Source organism: Veillonella sp. T14073-2, assembly GCF_002959875.1.
GTDB lineage: Bacteria > Bacillota > Negativicutes > Veillonellales > Veillonellaceae > Veillonella > Veillonella infantium.
In genome coordinates, this window is sequence record NZ_PPDC01000006.1 from 151,388 (window position 1) to 169,053 (window position 17,666).

14 protein-coding genes are annotated in these 17,666 nt (G+C 38.0%); all 14 read left to right on the plus strand.

Annotated features, from left to right (window positions below):
• The first annotated feature begins 60 nt into the window (after positions 1-60).
• Entirely contained in the window at positions 61-894 is an 834-nt protein-coding gene (locus VCHSUH04_RS04170) for an Mrp/NBP35 family ATP-binding protein (protein WP_105085483.1), read from the plus strand.
• Positions 895-1,033: 139 nt separating this feature from the next.
• Positions 1,034-2,434, plus strand: coding sequence for an anion permease (locus VCHSUH04_RS04175; RefSeq protein ID WP_105085484.1), 1,401 nt, complete (start codon positions 1,034-1,036; stop codon positions 2,432-2,434).
• A gap of 233 nt (positions 2,435-2,667) precedes the next feature.
• Entirely contained in the window at positions 2,668-4,014 is a 1,347-nt protein-coding gene (locus VCHSUH04_RS04180) for a M18 family aminopeptidase (RefSeq protein ID WP_105085485.1), read from the plus strand.
• Positions 4,015-4,299: 285 nt separating this feature from the next.
• Positions 4,300-7,746: a pyruvate carboxylase gene (locus VCHSUH04_RS04185; protein ID WP_105085486.1), complete on the plus strand. Its 3,447-nt coding sequence runs from the start codon at positions 4,300-4,302 to the stop codon at positions 7,744-7,746.
• 198 nt (positions 7,747-7,944) lie between these two features.
• The gene (gene nrdR / locus VCHSUH04_RS04190) at positions 7,945-8,421 is read left to right on the plus strand and encodes a transcriptional regulator NrdR (RefSeq protein ID WP_105081086.1); all 477 of its coding nucleotides are present in this window, start codon (positions 7,945-7,947) and stop codon (positions 8,419-8,421) included.
• Between the two features lie 25 nt (positions 8,422-8,446).
• On the plus strand, positions 8,447-9,373 hold the full coding sequence (locus tag VCHSUH04_RS04195) for a dipeptidase (RefSeq protein ID WP_105085487.1): 927 nt from the start codon (positions 8,447-8,449) through the stop codon (positions 9,371-9,373).
• Positions 9,373-9,942, plus strand: coding sequence for a D-sedoheptulose 7-phosphate isomerase (gmhA, locus tag VCHSUH04_RS04200; RefSeq protein ID WP_105085488.1), 570 nt, complete (start codon positions 9,373-9,375; stop codon positions 9,940-9,942). Before VCHSUH04_RS04195 ends, gmhA begins: the two co-directional genes overlap by 1 nt.
• Positions 9,943-10,037: 95 nt before the next feature.
• A complete protein-coding gene (gene rfaE1, locus VCHSUH04_RS04205) occupies positions 10,038-11,516 on the plus strand; it encodes a D-glycero-beta-D-manno-heptose-7-phosphate kinase (protein ID WP_105085489.1) in 1,479 nt (492 codons plus the stop codon).
• Positions 11,513-12,478 carry an ADP-glyceromanno-heptose 6-epimerase gene (rfaD, locus tag VCHSUH04_RS04210; protein WP_105085490.1) on the plus strand — a complete coding sequence of 322 codons (966 nt, stop codon included), beginning with the start codon at positions 11,513-11,515 and terminating at the stop codon, positions 12,476-12,478. Before rfaE1 ends, rfaD begins: the two co-directional genes overlap by 4 nt.
• Positions 12,478-12,972: a D-glycero-beta-D-manno-heptose 1,7-bisphosphate 7-phosphatase gene (locus VCHSUH04_RS04215; RefSeq protein WP_105085491.1), complete on the plus strand. Its 495-nt coding sequence runs from the start codon at positions 12,478-12,480 to the stop codon at positions 12,970-12,972. The genes rfaD and VCHSUH04_RS04215 overlap by 1 nt, the downstream gene beginning before the upstream one ends.
• Positions 12,973-13,113: 141 nt before the next feature.
• Positions 13,114-14,133, plus strand: coding sequence for a glycosyltransferase family 9 protein (locus VCHSUH04_RS04220; protein ID WP_105085492.1), 1,020 nt, complete (start codon positions 13,114-13,116; stop codon positions 14,131-14,133).
• Positions 14,133-15,173 carry a glycosyltransferase family 9 protein gene (locus tag VCHSUH04_RS04225; RefSeq protein ID WP_105085493.1) on the plus strand — a complete coding sequence of 347 codons (1,041 nt, stop codon included), beginning with the start codon at positions 14,133-14,135 and terminating at the stop codon, positions 15,171-15,173. Before VCHSUH04_RS04220 ends, VCHSUH04_RS04225 begins: the two co-directional genes overlap by 1 nt.
• Before the next feature lie 6 nt (positions 15,174-15,179).
• On the plus strand, positions 15,180-16,163 hold the full coding sequence (locus VCHSUH04_RS04230) for a 3'-5' exonuclease (RefSeq protein ID WP_105085494.1): 984 nt from the start codon (positions 15,180-15,182) through the stop codon (positions 16,161-16,163).
• Positions 16,164-16,232: 69 nt separating this feature from the next.
• Entirely contained in the window at positions 16,233-17,624 is a 1,392-nt protein-coding gene (locus tag VCHSUH04_RS04235; RefSeq protein ID WP_105085495.1) for an aminopeptidase, read from the plus strand.
• The last annotated feature ends 42 nt before the right edge of the window (positions 17,625-17,666 follow it).

Consider the following 17,666-nt stretch of genomic DNA (forward strand, 5'->3'; position numbering starts at 1 on the left):
TAGAAAAAAAGTTTTACATATAGATATGAGGTAGTTCCTCAAAGAAAGTAGGTGTTTACTATGGGTTGCGGTAGCAGCAGTGATTGTGGCGGATGCCCATCTCAATCTTCTGGTTGCGGTGGCGGCGCTCCTCAACAGCCTCAAGATCTTACAGCTCAATTACACGAGCTTAGTTCTGTTAAACATGTAATTGGCGTAGTATCTGGTAAAGGTGGCGTAGGTAAATCCTCCGTTACAAGCTTGATGGCCATTACAATGGCACGTAAAGGTTACAAAGTAGGTATCCTGGATGCGGATATTACAGGTCCTTCCATTCCTAAGATGTTCGGCATCAAGGAAAAAGCATATGCTGACGAAATTGGCATGTATCCTGTAAAATCTAAAGGCGGTATCGACGTTATGTCTGTTAACCTCCTTTTGGAAAACGATACAGATCCTGTTTTATGGCGTGGTCCTATTCTAGGCAATGTTGTAAAACAATTCTATACAGATGTAATTTGGAAAGACATCGATTATTTATTCGTTGATATGCCACCAGGAACAGGTGACGTAGCGATTACCGTATATCAATCCTTGAAATTGGATGGTATTATCATCGTTACATCTCCTCAAGACTTGGTATCCATGATTGTTGAAAAAGCAGTAAAAATGGCTGATTTAATGCAAGTGCCTATTATTGGCGTAGTGGAAAACTACTCTTACTTCCATTGCCCAGATAACGGTAAGGATTACCAAATCTTTGGTGAAAGCCACATTGAAGAAATCCTTCAAAAATACGGTCTTTTATTGTTAAACCGTTTACCAATTGATCCAACTATTGCAAACCTTTGCGACCAAGGTGATATTGAGTCTATCGAAAAAACAAATTTAGAGGACGTATCTCTACCTGAATAGGATTTATATGATAATGAAAGCTGTGCATACCTAGTGATGCACAGCTTTTTCTCACATCTTTTTATTTTGTAATATATTATATTATGATAAGAGGATGTAAATATATTTTTTGTTTTTTTCCTATGTAGGAGGTATGTGTATGAAAAAACTATTAAACTGGATTATTCCAGCGGCCTTCGGGTTAGGCCTTTGGTTTATTCCAACTCCAGAGGGTTTAACACCTCAATCTTGGCATTTATTTGCTATTTTTGTTGCTACTATCGTAGGCTTTATTACTCAGCCATTACCAATTGGTGGCGTATCTATCATTGTAATTACTGTGGCGGCTTTGACTGGCACTTTGAAAATCGGTGACGCTATCTCCGGTTTTGCTAACTCTGCTATTTGGCTAATTGTAGGTGCGTTCTTATTCTCTCGTGGCTTTATTAAAACTGGTTTGGGGAAACGTATTGCGTATAATTTGATTGCTGCTTTTGGTAGTAGTTCCTTACGTTTGGCTTATGCATTAGCATTATCTGATTTAATTTTGGCTCCAGCAACTCCATCTAATACAGCTCGTGTGGGTGGCGTTATCATGCCAATTACTACAAGCTTGGCAAAAGCGTTCGGTTCTGAGCCACAAGATGGTCCTCGTAAAATTGGTTCCTTCTTAATGCAATCTATTTACCAAGTCAATACGATTACATCTGCTATGTTCCAAACATCCATGGCTGGTAATACCTTGGTTGCAGCTTTAGCACTTCAATCTTTTGGTATTGGCATTACTTGGGGTGATTGGGCTATGGCAGCTATTGTGCCTGGTATCATTGCATTGATTATTATGCCGTACTTCATTTACAAAGTATATCCACCTGAAATTAAAGACGCTCGTGAAGCACAACAAATGATTAAGGAAGAGCTAAAAGGTCTTGGTAAAATGAGCTTCCAAGAGTGGGTTATGCTTGGCGTATTTATCTTGGCATTAGTATTATGGGCTACGTCTCAATTCACAAAAATTGATGCTACAACTGTTGCATTCTTAGGCATTTCTATTTTGCTTGCTACTAGCGTTCTTGTTTGGGATGATGTTAAAAGTGAAAAAGGTGCTTGGGATACATTAGTTTGGATGGGTACTTTAATGGGCTTTGCCGGTTTCCTTTCTAAATTAGGTTTCATCAAATGGGCAACAGTTCAAGTTGGTGGTTATATTCCAGAAGGATCTTGGATTATTGCCTTCGTTATAGCTGTACTTATTAATACATATTCCCACTATGTATTCGCATCTTTAACTGCACATATTTCTGCAATGTTCGTAGCATTCTCTGCAATTGCTATCTCTGCAGGTGCACCACCAATGTTGACATTGTTGATGATTGCATTCACATCTAACTTGTGTATGTCTTTGACTCACTATGCTGCAGGTCCATCTCCTGTAATCTTTAACACTGGTTATGTTCCTCAAAATACATGGTGGAAACTAGGTTTCTTTGCATCCGTAATCAACTTAATTATCTTCATGGGCCTTGGCTCTGTATGGATGAAAGCTATTGGTATGTGGTAAGAGCTGATAAGCATAAATTAATATACTTGTAATATACTAAGAATTATATATTTTATAGGTTCTCAAGATGTAGTTACAAAATATACGGAAAGCCGTCCCGTTTGGGGCGGCTTTTTTGTGATAAAATAAGAGTAGGTAATATATTATTAATGTATATGTTGTAATATTATACGTGAATGAACTATTCATTGTGAATATACGAATAGCATCATTATTTTACATAGGAGGAATCTATGAAATTTGATAATGAACAGTTATTGAAATATATTGGTGCTTGTACATCTCCGTATCATACAGTAGATACAAGTTTACAAATGTTATTGGACTCTGGATTTACAGAACTGAATTTAGATGATGAGTGGCAATTAGACTCTGGTTCTTATGTAGTTAATGTGTTTGGTACCACTTTGTTTGCTTTTCATATAGGAAAGAAACCAGAACACACATTACGTATTGCTTCAGCGCATACGGACTTTCCTGCAATTCGCGTTAAACCAAATCCTATTACATCAGTAAAAGGTTATACCAAGTTAAATGTGGAAATGTACGGTGGCCTCATTGAAAATACATGGCTTGATCGTCCTTTAGGGGCTGCGGGTACAGTCGTATTAAAAGGTGATAATGCTTTTGATGTAGACTCTGTATTGGTTGATACAAAACGTCCTATCGCAATCGTTCCAAACTTAGCTATACATATGAATCGTTCCGTTAATGATGGTGTTAAATTAAATCGTCAAAAGGAAATGCTTCCTATATTGATGATGGATCGTAAAGAAAAGGATAATTCTAGTAAATCTTTAAATGATCGCAACAATCCAAGCCTATTTACAGAGTATGATATTCAATACGATGAGTGGACTACGTTCTTGGCTGATGAAGTAAACTGTGATCCATCTGAAATTTTATCTTATGAAATGACATTATACCCAACAGAACAAGGCTGTGTATTAGGGACTGAAGGCGATTTTATTAGTGCGCCTCGTCTAGATAATTTAACATCTTGCTTTGGTGTACTATCAGGGATTATTAAGGCTCATAAGGCCAATGCTGATGGTGTACGTTGTGCTATTCTTTTTGATAATGAAGAAGTAGGGAGTCGTACTAAACAGGGCGGAGCAGGTATGCTTTTACCAAACCTTATTAAACGAGTATATGATGCATTAGGATATTCTAATCAAGAGATGGATAGTTTCATTTCAAAAGGATTTATGATTTCCTCCGATGTAGCACATGGTTTACATCCAAACTATCCTGAAAAAAACGATATTACTAATATTCCTACACTTAATAAAGGCGTAGCTCTAAAAATAGCGTGTAGTCAATCCTATGCTGGCGATGCACGGGCCATTGCAATCGTTAAAGGCCTTTGTGATGAGGCAGAGGCGAATTACCAAATTTATGTAAATCGTTCTGATGTACCAGGTGGCTCTACAGTTGGGTCTATTTCATCTGCTATGTTACCTATGAGAACAATGGATGTGGGGTTACCATTATTGGCGATGCATTCTGCACGGGAATTAATGGGTGCCAATGATCAAGAACAACTCAATCGATTAATGAATCATTTCTTAAGTGATTAATAACGTAGAATATAGAATTAGTTCGATGTGCATCGATAAAAGACATATGAGTTTTTGTCATGTACAGCAAATAATGTATTTTATGATTTCGTAATTAATATAATCCTTTAAATATGTGGAAAATATTGTATAATAGTAATATGTAATTATGAATATAATGCTTATCATAAAATTTGATAAGCTATCCAAATATATTATTTTGACTATAAGTATAGGAAATATTCATATATCAATAAAATTGAAAGCTGATAGTTCACATTAGTGGAAGCTAGTAGGAGGCAATACATGAGAAAAATTAAATCCGTATTGGTTGCCAACCGTGGTGAAATTGCAATCCGCGTGTTCCGTGCATGTAATGAAATGGGTATTAAAACCGTAGCCATTTACTCCAAAGAGGATACATTATCCTTGCACCGCAACCAAGCTGACGAAGCCTATCTCGTAGGGGAAGGTAAAAAACCAGTTGAGGCATATCTTGATATTGAAGATATTATTCGTATTGCAAAAGAACATGATATTGATGCTATCCATCCAGGTTATGGCTTCTTATCTGAAAATGAAGAATTTGCTCGCCGTTGTGGTGAAGAGGGAATCATTTTTATCGGACCTCATGTTGAACATTTAAATATGTTCGGTGATAAGGTTAATGCCCGTACACAAGCAAAATTGGCAGATATCCCAATGATTCCAGGTTCTGATGGGGCATTGCGTGATTTTGAACAATTAGAAGAGTTTGCAAATACTCATGGTTTCCCATTGATGATCAAAGCCGTAAATGGCGGTGGCGGCCGTGGTATGCGTGAGGTTCATCGTAAAGAAGATCTTCGTGATGCTTATGATCGTGCTAAATCTGAAGCTAAAGCTGCCTTTGGCGATGATGATGTATATGTAGAAAAACTCATTGTTGAACCTAAGCATATTGAAGTGCAAATCCTTGGCGATGAACATGGTAATGTAGTTCATTTACATGAACGTGACTGCTCTGTACAACGTCGTCACCAAAAGGTTGTTGAAATGGCTCCAGCTTTTGCATTGCCATTGGAAACTCGTAAAGCCGTATGTGATGCAGCTGTAAAAATCATGAAAAATGTTGGCTACGTTAATGCGGGTACTGTAGAATTCTTGGTAACTGCTGATGGCTCCTTCTATTTCATCGAAGTTAACCCTCGTATCCAAGTAGAACATACTGTAACAGAAATGATTACAGATATTGATATCGTTCATTCTCAAATCCGTATTGCTGAAGGTTATGACTTACATAGCCCAGAAGTAGGTATTCCAGCACAAGATGAAGTTCCTTGTAAAGGTACTGCAATCCAATGTCGTATCACTACAGAAGACCCTAAAAATAACTTCATGCCTGATACAGGTAAAATCTTGGCATATCGTAGCTCCGGTGGCTTTGGTATCCGCTTAGACTCTGGTAATGCTTTCACTGGTGCCGTAGTAACACCTTACTATGATTCCTTGCTTGTAAAAGCCACTGCATTCGGTCCTAACAACGAAGAAACTATTCGTAAAATGCTTCGTTGTTTAAAAGAATTCCGTATTCGTGGCGTTAAAACTAATATTCACTTCTTGATTAACGTTCTTGAAAATCCTGAATTCCAAAGCGGTAACTACACTGTTAACTTCATTGAAGACCATCCAGAATTGTTTGAATTAAAACCAGACCGCGATCGTGGTACTAAATTATTACGTTACATTGCTGACGTAACAATCAATGGCTACTCTGGTGCAGGTCCTCAAGTGGTACCTGATTTTGAACCAATTCAAATGCCATCTGATTTAGATGTATCTCCAGCAGCTGGTACAAAACAAAAATTTGATGAATTAGGACCAGAAGGCTTCAGTAAATGGTTATCTGATCAAAAACAAGTATTCTTTACAGATACAACATGGCGTGATGCTCACCAATCCTTATTTGCTACACGTTTACGTACCATTGATATGGCACGCGTAGCTGGTCGTGCTGCAAAAGGTGTTCCTAACTTATTCTCCTTGGAATGTTGGGGCGGTGCTACATTCGACGTATCCTATCGTTTCTTACATGAAGATCCATGGGAACGTTTACGTATGTTCCGTCGCGAAGTGCCTAATACATTACTTCAAATGCTTATTCGTGGCGCTAATGCTGTAGGTTACACATCTTATCCAGATAATGTAGTTCGTCAATTTATTCAACGTGCTGCTGCTAATGGTATTGATGTATTCCGTGTATTCGATAGCTTAAATAGCCTTGATAATATGCATGTAGCTATTGATGAAGTTCGTGCACAAAACAAAATTGCTGAAGTAGCATTGTGCTATACAGGCGATATTCTTGATAGCAACCGTCCTAAATACAATTTAGACTACTATGTAAATATGGCTAAAGAGCTTGAAAAAGCGGGTGCTAATATTATTGCCATCAAAGATATGGCTGGTTTACTGAAACCTCAAGCTGCTTATAATCTTGTATCTGCCTTAAAAGATGCTGTTACTGTACCGATTCATTTACATACACATGAAGGTTCTGGCAATGCTATCTATTCCTATGGTCGCGCTGTAGATGCTGGTGTAGACGTTATCGACTTAGCATACTCTGCATTTGCTAATGGTACATCTCAACCTAGCATGAACTCCATGTACTATGCATTGAGTGGACATGACCGTCAACCTGAAATGAACATTGATTACATGGAAGAAATGTCGCATTACTTTGGCAGCATTCGTCCTTACTACAAAGGTGTAGATAAAGCAGAAGCATATCCTAACACTGAAGTATATCAACATGAAATGCCAGGTGGTCAATATTCCAACTTGCAACAACAAGCTAAGATGGTAGGCCTTGGTGATCGTTGGGCTGATATTAAGAAAATGTACCACCAAGTAAACATGATGTTTGGTGATATCATCAAAGTAACGCCATCCTCTAAAGTTGTAGGTGATATGACATTGTACATGGTACAAAATAACTTGACTGAAAAAGATATTTACGAAAAGGGCGATGTATTAGACTTCCCTCAATCCGTAGTTGAATTCTTTGAAGGTCGTCTTGGCACTCCATACCAAGGATTCCCTGAAGAGTTACAAAAAATTATCTTGAAAGGTGCAAAACCAATCACAGTTCGTCCAGGTGCAGTATTGCCTCCAACAGACTTTGAACATGTTCGCAATGAATTGAGTGAAATGGGTGCTCAAACAACTGATGAAGATGTCAGTGCATACTGCTTGTACCCTAAGGTTTACCAAGATTACAATAAATTTAAAAAAGACTTTGGTAATGTATCTGTACTTGATACTCCAACATTCTTCTTCGGTATGAAACGGGGCGAAGAAATTCAAGTAACTATCGAAAAAGGTAAAACACTTATCATCAAAATGAATGGCTTATCTGAACCAGATGAAGATGGTAACCGTATCGTATTGTTCGAGTTCAATGGTCAACCTCGTGGTATTAAAGTTCATGATAAACATGCTAAGACTACTGGTGTTGTTCGTCGTAAAGCGGATGAATCTAACCCTGGTGAAATTGGTGCTACATTGTCTGGTTCCGTTGTTAAGATTCTCGTTAAAAATGGTCAATCTGTAGCTAAAGGTGAGCCATTGATCGTTACAGAAGCGATGAAGATGGAAACTACAATTACTGCTCCTATCGATGGTATCGTAGAAGAAATCCTAGTTCGTGAAGGTAGCCGCATCGAATCTGGCGACTGCTTGCTTCGCGTTGAAGATGCTCCTAAACGATAGTTAGAATAGTAGATAAAATTAAAAATATTATTTCTAAAGTATTTCATAACATAAAATGCTCTAGAATAATGGAAGAATCCCTAGGAAATCCTAGGGATTCTTTGTATTTTAAAGGCTTTCATGGTACTATATATAGTAGAGAAAATGGGCGTATTATGCACTATTTTAGAGTGATTATTAAAAAAGGAGTAGTAACAGATGAGATGTCCTTATTGCCAACATACAGACACGAAGGTAACAGACTCTAGAACGACTGATGAAGGTAATAGTATTCGCCGTCGCCGCGAATGTATCAATTGTGGCCGTCGCTTTACTACCTATGAAATTATAGAAGAAGTACCACTTATGGTATTAAAGAAAAACGGACGTCGTGAATTATTTGATCGCGGTAAATTATTAAATGGTTTATTGCGTTCTTGTGATAAACGTACCGTACCAATGTCTGTGATGGAACAAGTAGTGAATGATGTAGAGCGCGATATTCGTAATGAAATCAATCAAGAGGTAACTACTGATCGTATAGGTGAACTTGTATTGCAACAATTAAAAGATATCGACCAAGTTGCATATGTTCGATTTGCCAGCGTATATCGTAAGTTTGATAATATTGATAGTTTTATGGAAGAACTGAAAGCATTAAAAAAACTAGATGCTAAAAAACCAAAACGTAGTTAATTACTAATAGTATATGTGAGGCTTTATGATAGATTTACACTGCGATACGATTATGAAGTTAATAGATTATCCTAGTAATGGAGATTTGTATCGTAATACTTGGAAAATCGATATAGAAAAATTACAAAAGGCTCACAGCAAGGTGCAGGATTTTGCATTATTTATCAATCTTGGTGATACAAATGACCCTTATGGTCGTTATGAAGCGATGCGTAATTTATGTACATCACAAATTCATCACTATGGAGAGCACATACAACATGTGCTCTCTTATCAAGATGTAGAGTCTGTGTATGAGTCTGGCAAGATTGGAGCTCTCATGTCTATTGAAGAGGGCGGTGTACTAGGCGGCGATTTAGATAAACTAAAACAAGCTTATCAAGATGGGGTTCGACTTATTACGCTTACTTGGAATTATCCAAATGGACTAGGTGAGCCACATTGTGGTGAGCAGCATAAAAAATTAACACCAAAAGGTGTTGAATTTGTGGAGGCTATGCAAGACTTAGGAATAATTGTGGATTGCTCCCATCTTAACGATGCTGGTACAGAGCAACTAGGTGATGTATTAGATGTACCATTTGTAGCATCACACTCCAATGCGCGCGAAGTTACTGCCCATACAAGAAACTTACCGGATAATTTAATTAAGCTTATTGCTAATAAGGGTGGTGTTATAGGCCTTAACTTTGCCCAATCTTTTTTAGGCACATCACCGATAAGTCGAATTGAAGATATCGTAAAGCATGGCTTATATCTCATCAATAAAGGCGGGGAAGATGTTGTGGCATTAGGAACCGATTTTGATGGTATTAAGCCGGATACAGAAATTAAAGACACTTCTGAAATGTATCGATTATACGATGCATTTAAAGAAGCTGGTTTATCTGTGGAACAATGTGAAAAATTATTCTGGAAAAATGCAGATAGACTGTTAAAGGAGATTTTATAATGACTGATTTAAATCCAATCATTGCAGATTGTTTTACCGAGCATTTGGAAGTCTTTGGAAAGACAATGGAGCATATGGATACCATTCAAGAGATTGCATATCGCTGTAAGGCGGCTTTAGAGAATGGCAATAAAATTTTATTCTGTGGGAATGGTGGTTCTGCTGCTGATTCTCAACATTTAGCAGCTGAATTGATTTGTCGCTTTAAAAAGGAACGACGCTCTCTTGCTGGTGTTGCATTGACTACTGATACATCTGCATTAACAGCTATTGCAAATGACTATGATTTTGAATCTGTTTTTGCACGTCAAGTAGAGGGCTTAGGCCGTACAGGTGATGTTCTCATTGGAATTTCTACATCTGGGAACTCCAAGAATGTTGTAAAAGCTGCAGAAATGGCCCGTTCTATCGGCATGCATACCATAGCTTTCACAGGTGAAGGCGGTGGAAAACTAGCTGAATTATGTGATATCACATTAGCTATTCCAAGCAATGTGACAGCTCGTATTCAAGAAATGCACATTCTAGCAGGTCATATAATATGCGAAATCATTGAAGAAGATTATTAACCGTTACGGTCATATTTATAAATAGATACATGTTTGAAACCCAGTTTTTAGATAACTCGTTATACATGTATATTGTGGTAAGGAATAGGTGGATTATGATAAATGCTACCATTAATCAATTTTTGACAAAACAACTACCCAATCTAAAGATTGCCGTTATAGGTGATGTGATGGTAGATCGTTATGTTTTTGGTGATGTAAGTCGTATTTCTCCGGAAGCACCGGTTCCTGTAAACCGCGTGGCAAAGATGAAAGAAGTGCTTGGTGGCGCTGGTAATGTTGCGTCAAACTTATCAAATTTAGATTGCACAGTATATCTTGGTGCTATTGCTGGTAATGATGACCATGGTCGTTTATTACAAGAATTGCTAAAGGCTGATAAGATTGATACAACAGGTTTATTAACGAGTGATGATCGTTCTACCATTACTAAAATGCGTATCTTAGGGGATCGCCAACAGATGATGCGCCTTGATTTTGAAACGATTACAGATTTAACAAGTGAGGAAGAGGAACGACTGTCTGCTTGGCTAGAAAATCTATGTAAGACTGGTATCGATGGTATTGTCGTATCTGACTATGGTAAAGGTGTTTGTACACCAACATTGCTAAAAAAAATCTTTAGTTTAGCTAAGGAGTATGGCGTACAAACGATTGTAGATCCTAAGGGTTCAGACTGGTCTAAATATAATGGTGCAACCTGCATTACACCGAATGTAAAAGAACTAGGTGAATGTGTAGGTCATAAGTTAGCTAACGATGATGCCACCATCGTAGAGGCAGCTAAGTCAGTACTAGCCAATGTTGATTTAGAATATATTGTGGCTACACGGTCTGCTAAAGGAATTACTGTTATTGCAAAGGATGGACGCACATGGCATAATCCGGCTACACAACAAGAGGTATTCGATGTAAGTGGTGCAGGCGATACAGTTGTATCTATGATGATGACATGCCTTGCTAGCGGTTTATCTATGCGTTTGGCATTACATATCGCAAATGGTGCTGCTGGCATTGTCGTATCTAAGGTTGGCACATATCCAATCCACCGATCTGAACTATTGGATTTATGGCATTCTTATAAGCATAGTGTTCAATCTAAACCTTTATACACAAAAGAAGAGATGAAGCACCTTATTGCACAATGGCAAAACAAAGGTGAAACTGTTGTGTTTACTAATGGTTGTTTTGATATTCTTCATCGCGGACATATTACGTATTTACAAGAGGCGGCTCAGTTAGGAGACCATTTAATTATTGGATTAAATTCTGATGCTTCTGTTAGACGCCTAAAAGGGGAAACGCGTCCCATCGTACGTGAAGAGGATAGAGCAGCATTATTAAGTGCATTGCGTTGTATCGATGGTGTGGTCTTATTCGAAGAGGATACACCAGCTGAACTATTAGCTTATTTGCGTCCTAATACGCTTGTTAAGGGCGGCGATTATACGATAGAAGACATTATTGGACGAGAGTCCGTAGATCATGTAGAGGTGCTTTCATTTAAAGAAGGTTATTCTACATCAGATATTGTAGGGAAAATAGCTACTATGGCTAAGGAGGGTAAATTATGATTATCGTAACAGGCGGTGCTGGTTTTATTGGCAGTAATATTGTGAAAGCGTTAAATGACCGCGGTCGTACAGATATTCTTATTGTTGATGACCTTACAGATGGTCGTAAAATCCGCAATATTCAAAATCTAGAATTCTTGGATTATATCGATTGTGAAGATTTTGATTGTGCTATTGCTGATGGTACATTTGATGTAGGTCCTATCGAAGTTGTATTCCACGAGGGTGCTTGTGCGGACACAATGGAATATAACGGCAAATACATGATGAAAAACAACTATGAAGGTTCTAAAAATCTATTCCATTATTGCCAAGACCGTCGTATTCCATTCATCTATGCATCCTCTGCATCTACTTATGGTAATGGTACTAATGGTTTTGTAGAAAAACCAGAAGCCGAAGAAGCCCTCAATCCATATGCGTACTCTAAATTGTTATTCGACCGTTATGTGCGTAAATATGAAGGTGAGTATACAGCGCAAGTTGTAGGTTTACGTTACTTCAATGTATATGGTCCTAATGAAGCTCATAAAGATAAAATGGCTTCCTTAGTTCGCCAAATGTTCTACAAAAATAAAGAAACTGGTATTATCAATCTATTTGAAGGTACAGATGGCTACGAAGATGGTGGTCAAACACGTGACTTTATCTATGTTAAAGACGTAGTTAATGTAAACTTCTATTTCTGGGAACACCCTGAAATTTCTGGTACTTTTAACTGTGGTACAGGTAATGCTCATAGCTTTAACCAATTTATGCAAGCTGTTATCGACTACAACGGTAAAGGCAAAATTGAATACATTCCGTTCCCAGAGGTATTAAAAGGCAAATATCAAAGCTTTACAGAGGCTGATACTACTAAATTATTGGCTGCTGGTTATGATAAAGGGTTCCATAAAATGGAAGATGCTGTTAAAGAATATTGTGAACTACTCGATAATAACGAAGGGTATTTACGTTAATGCGCAAGGTATTATTTTTAGATCGCGATGGTGTTATCAATAAAGATGTTAGCTATTTATATAAAATCAGCGATTTAGAATGGGTGGATGGAGCTAAAGAAGCACTAGCTTATGCGTATAGCAAGGGCTATGACCTCATTGTAGTGACAAATCAAAGTGGTGTAGCTAGAGGTTATTATAAGGAATCTGATGTTCAGATTTTACATGATCACATGGCTCATGAACTAGATCGCAGTGGGGCACCAATTTTACATTTTTATTATTGCCCTCACCATAAAGAAGGATCTGTGCAACTTTATGCTGTCGATTGTGAATGTAGAAAGCCAAAGCCTGGCATGATTAATCAAGCTATTAAGGATTATGATGTAGACCCTAAAAGTAGTTTCCTTATTGGCGATAGTCAGCGCGATGTTGATGCAGCAGAAGCGGCTGGTGTAAAAGGCTATCTATTTACAGGTACTAATCTTTTAGATTTTATGAAAACTATCATTTGAGCTATTATTTAATTTACTGATCTACTATTTTAATCTACTAATCTACTATTTTAATATGCTATTTAGATTGTATTCGCTTTATTTTTAAATCTAATGTAAAGCTATTATAAGGTTGTTTTGCTGTTGTATTAGGGAGGCTATATGAAAGACTACAAGAATATACTCATCATTAAGATGAGTTCTTTAGGTGATGTGATTCATGCATTGCCTACCTTGTATGCAGTGCGTAAAAATTGGCCTGATGCGCATATTACATGGGCTATTCATGAGCAATTTTCTAGCCTCTTACCAGGTACACCATGGGTTGATGATGTGATTATTATCGACAAGAAACAACTTAAAAAGCCTGCTTATCTATGGCAGTTACGTAAGGATTTACATAGCCGTCATTTTGATATGACCTTAGACCTTCAATGTATTGCAAAGAGCGCCATTGTATCATTATTATCTGGTGCGCCTGAAAAATATGGCTACTGGGAGCTTCGTGAAGGCAGTAATTTAGTTAATAAAGCACTTGTTGGTGAACATAAATACGATCATGTTATCGAACGATACCTCGATACCGTACGTGCTCTTGGAGGTGATGTAGAAGGCGTAGAGTTTCCTATGCCTGCTTATGTGGAGGCGGAGAAGTCCGTTAAGCATAAGTTACAATCTCATGGTGTAGAAGATGAATATGTAGTAGTTGTACCAGGTGCTCGTTGGATTGTTAAGGAGTGGCCACTTCTTAACTTTGGCGAGCTATGTATCCGCTTATGTGAATCTGGTAAAAAAGTAGTTATTGCTGGTGCTCCAGATGATGCAGATAAAGGAGCTTTCATAGAAAACTATGTAAAAAATAAAAATCTCATCAACCTAGTGGGATCTACATCCATGCCAGAGCTAATTGAGTTGATTCGACACTGTGAAATTTTCATCAGTGCTGATACGGGTCCCTTGCATATTGCTAATGCTCTGAAGCGACCATTGATTGCCATGTTTGGTACTACGTCTCCTAAGCGGACGGGTCCATATGGTGGTAGTCATGTACATCTCATTATTTCACCTACATCAAAGGCTACACCTGAGCAACCTCTGGTAGATGATCCGGATTGTATGGCTCAAATCCCTGTAGATGCAGTATGGTCTGTGTATGAACAAGTACTTGGAAAGGAACTATAATGGAACTAGATTATAAGCGCATTGTGGTCACCTTTCTTATGCACTTAGGTGATGTTATTTTAACGACTCCATTCCTAGAGGTGCTACGTAAAGCTGCTCCACATAGCCATATTACATATGTAATAGATGAAAAACTGCAACAAGTGATGCAATATAATCCAAATATTGATGAACTTATCGTTGTAGATAAAAAGGGGCGTCATAATAGTATTTCTGGGCTCAATGAGATTGCTCGTGAGATTAATGCAAAGGGTAAACCTGATATCGTTATCAATTTACATCCTAATGAACGTACTTCCTATTTAGCTTGGAAGATTCATGCGCCTATTACGACTGGTATGAGTCATTTCCTATTTAGACCATTTATGACAAAGTATACCCGTCTAGACCGTAAAACTCGCCACGCTGCAGATATGTACATCAATGTACTAGAACAATTAGGTGTAACGGATATTTCTAACTCTGGTTTACATATTGAAACTTGTGAGGCATGGCGCCGTGAGGCTCAGGAGTTCTATGCTAGTCATGGTTTAACAGATAGTGATACGCTCATCGGTTTTAATATTGGTAGTGCTGTTCCTGAGAAACGCTGGCCTGCTGAACGATTTGCCCATGTAGCTGATTATTTGGGTCATTTAGGGTATAAAACAGTATTCTTTGGCGGCCCTATGGATCTCGAAATGGTGCAACCTGTAGTAGAACAAATGGAAACGAAACCGATTGTGGCTACCGGAAAATTCCAGTTAGGACCGTTGGCGGCGGCTATGAGCCGCTGTAATCTATTGATTACAAATGACTCTGGTCCTATGCATGTAGGCATCAGTCAAAAAGTGCCAATTGTGGCACTCTATGGACCATCAAACCCATTCTTTTATGGTCCTTACCAAGCTCATGCTATCGTTCTTGAAACGATGAACTCTTATGAAATTGGTAAAAGCATGAAGAAGATTATTAAAGAAGGAAATTACAAAGGGTTATCTGTAATTTCTGAAGAACAGGTTATTAAAGCGGCAGAAACGTTGCTTTCAGAATCGAAATAAAAGCCTATGAATTATATAGTATTTGATTTGGAGTGGAATCAACCATATAGCAACGACATTAGCTTTATGAAGCGCACTAAAATGCCGTTGACTGGTGAAATCATTCAAATCGGAGCGGTAAAACTGAATGACAAGATGGACATCGTAGATCATTTTACGATGTTCATCAAACCTCAATACTTGCCACGGATGCATAAGCATGTACGAGAGCTGACGGGAATAACCTCTAGAGAACTGAATCATGGTGTGCCCTTTAAGACGGCTATGCAATACTTTCAAAACTGGTGTGGTGATGAATATATGTTACTGTCTTGGGGTTCTGATGATATTCTTATCTTAAGAGAAAATCTTATGCTCCATAAGATGAAAGCCTTATCCTATGATCAATGGGTAGATGCACAAATGATCTATGCCTATCAACGATACGGTACAAATCAGCAGTATTCTGTGGCACATGCTATGGAGGATCTCAATATATCGACGGAGCATTTGTCTGCTCACAACGCTTTGCATGATGCCGTATTTACGGCTCATATATGTCAGAAACTAGATATTCCACAAGGAATTTTGCATTACGACCAAATTCGCAAGGAAGGTAGTAATCCTTTCTTATATCCACCGATTTTGACATTTTTTATGTATGAAAATTTCCCTGAGAAGAAGCGCATTGTTCATGATAGAAGGGTTCGATTATCATTCTGCCCGTATTGTCAGACCCGCTTGGAAATGACGCGGCCAGAACGATTGCAAGGTGATAAGCATCTCGCTATAGGCGTTTGTCCGAAACATGGCGATTTTGCAGTGCAACTTAAAGTTGGAAAATATACGATTAAGTCTGGTAGTACTAAATTCTACGTTACAAAGGTATTAACTCATTGTACGGACGAAATTCGTTCTCTATATACTCAGAAGTCTGAAATTAATCGAGAGAAAGAGCGAAAATATTTAGAATTTCGTAAGGCGGAACTTGAAAAGGACCGCCAAAAATAATTGTTTTAATAGCGGTTCACACTATAGAGCTATGATGTTTATATTGTGAGCTCATGGAAAGGATAGATTATGGAACGCAAATATGCTTGGCATAATTATGATGATGCCACAATGGAAAAGGTATATGCCTTAAGTGATACATATCGCCAATTTTTAGATAATGGTAAAACAGAACGTGAATGCGTTGTACAAGCTGTTGAATTTGCAGAAGCAAAAGGATATGTAAATTTAAAAGATATTATTAAATCCAATACGCCAATTAAAGCAGGAGACAAGCTTTATTACACACATATGGATAAATCCATTGCTTTATTTAATATTGGTACTGATGATATTGAATTGGGTATGAATATCTTAGGTGCTCATATTGACTCTCCACGTATCGATGTAAAACAAAACCCACAATATGAAGATAGCAATCTTGTATTTTGGGATACTCATTACTATGGAGGCATTAAAAAATACCATTGGGTTGCGATGCCTCTTGCTATTCATGGCGTTGTAGTAAAAACAGATGGTACTCGTATCAACATCAATATTGGGGATAACGAAAATGATCCTGTATTCTGTATTACAGACTTGTTACCGCATTTGGGACAAGAGCAAATGCAAAAGAATGCAGCTAAGGTAATTGAAGGGGAAGCCCTTGATTTACTCATAGGCAGTCGTCCTGTAAAAGATGAAGAAAAAGAAGGGGTTACTAAATTTATTAACAACCTTCTTGAAAAAGAATATGGTTTTGTAGAACGTGATTTATTATCTGCAGAGCTTGAAATTGTACCAGCAGGTAAGGCGCGTGATATGGGCTTTGATCGTTCCATGGTTATGGCCTATGGTCAAGACGATCGCGTATGCGCATACACATCTTTAGTGGCTATGCTTGAAGTAGACAATGTTAAACGTAGTACTTGTTGCTTGCTTGTAGATAAAGAAGAAATCGGTTCTGTAGGCGCCACTGGTATGCAATCTCGTTTCTATGAAAATGCAGTAGCAGAAGTTCTCACACTTATGGGTAAACCTAATTCTGTAAGTGTACGACGGACCTTGGAAAATTCTCGTATGTTATCTTCTGATGTTAGTGCTGGCTATGATCCTTTATATGCATCTGCATTCGAAAAGAAAAATGCATCTTACTTAGGTATGGGGGTTGTATTTAATAAATTTACAGGCTCTCGTGGTAAAGCTGGTTCTAATGATGCGAATGCTGAATATATGGGCTTTATTCGTCGTGTCATGGAATCTAACAATGTAACATATCAAACAGCTGAACTTGGCAAGGTTGATCTCGGCGGTGGTGGTACCATTGCTTATATCATGGCCTTATACGGTATGAATGTTATCGACTGTGGTGTGGCTGTGCTTAGTATGCATGCTCCATGGGAGGTTACATCTAAGGCGGATATTTACGAAGCAAAACAATGCTATGTGGCATTCTTAAATGCAGCTGATGAGTCAATCTAAAATTATGGGGCTTTCACCAATGGTGAAAGTCCATTCTATGTG

What these genes read in the sequence shown, in the direction of transcription:
- VCHSUH04_RS04170 (WP_105085483.1), top strand. Translation starts at nt 61, where the DNA reads ATGGGTTGCGGTAGCAGCAGTGATTGTGGCGGATGCCCATCTCAATCT.
- VCHSUH04_RS04175 (WP_105085484.1), top strand. Translation starts at nt 1,034, where the DNA reads ATGAAAAAACTATTAAACTGGATTATTCCAGCGGCCTTCGGGTTAGGC.
- VCHSUH04_RS04180 (WP_105085485.1), top strand. Translation starts at nt 2,668, where the DNA reads ATGAAATTTGATAATGAACAGTTATTGAAATATATTGGTGCTTGTACA.
- VCHSUH04_RS04185 (WP_105085486.1), top strand. Translation starts at nt 4,300, where the DNA reads ATGAGAAAAATTAAATCCGTATTGGTTGCCAACCGTGGTGAAATTGCA.
- nrdR (WP_105081086.1), top strand. Translation starts at nt 7,945, where the DNA reads ATGAGATGTCCTTATTGCCAACATACAGACACGAAGGTAACAGACTCT.
- VCHSUH04_RS04195 (WP_105085487.1), top strand. Translation starts at nt 8,447, where the DNA reads ATGATAGATTTACACTGCGATACGATTATGAAGTTAATAGATTATCCT.
- gmhA (WP_105085488.1), top strand. Translation starts at nt 9,373, where the DNA reads ATGACTGATTTAAATCCAATCATTGCAGATTGTTTTACCGAGCATTTG.
- rfaE1 (WP_105085489.1), top strand. Translation starts at nt 10,038, where the DNA reads ATGATAAATGCTACCATTAATCAATTTTTGACAAAACAACTACCCAAT.
- rfaD (WP_105085490.1), top strand. Translation starts at nt 11,513, where the DNA reads ATGATTATCGTAACAGGCGGTGCTGGTTTTATTGGCAGTAATATTGTG.
- VCHSUH04_RS04215 (WP_105085491.1), top strand. Translation starts at nt 12,478, where the DNA reads ATGCGCAAGGTATTATTTTTAGATCGCGATGGTGTTATCAATAAAGAT.
- VCHSUH04_RS04220 (WP_105085492.1), top strand. Translation starts at nt 13,114, where the DNA reads ATGAAAGACTACAAGAATATACTCATCATTAAGATGAGTTCTTTAGGT.
- VCHSUH04_RS04225 (WP_105085493.1), top strand. Translation starts at nt 14,133, where the DNA reads ATGGAACTAGATTATAAGCGCATTGTGGTCACCTTTCTTATGCACTTA.
- VCHSUH04_RS04230 (WP_105085494.1), top strand. Translation starts at nt 15,180, where the DNA reads ATGAATTATATAGTATTTGATTTGGAGTGGAATCAACCATATAGCAAC.
- VCHSUH04_RS04235 (WP_105085495.1), top strand. Translation starts at nt 16,233, where the DNA reads ATGGAACGCAAATATGCTTGGCATAATTATGATGATGCCACAATGGAA.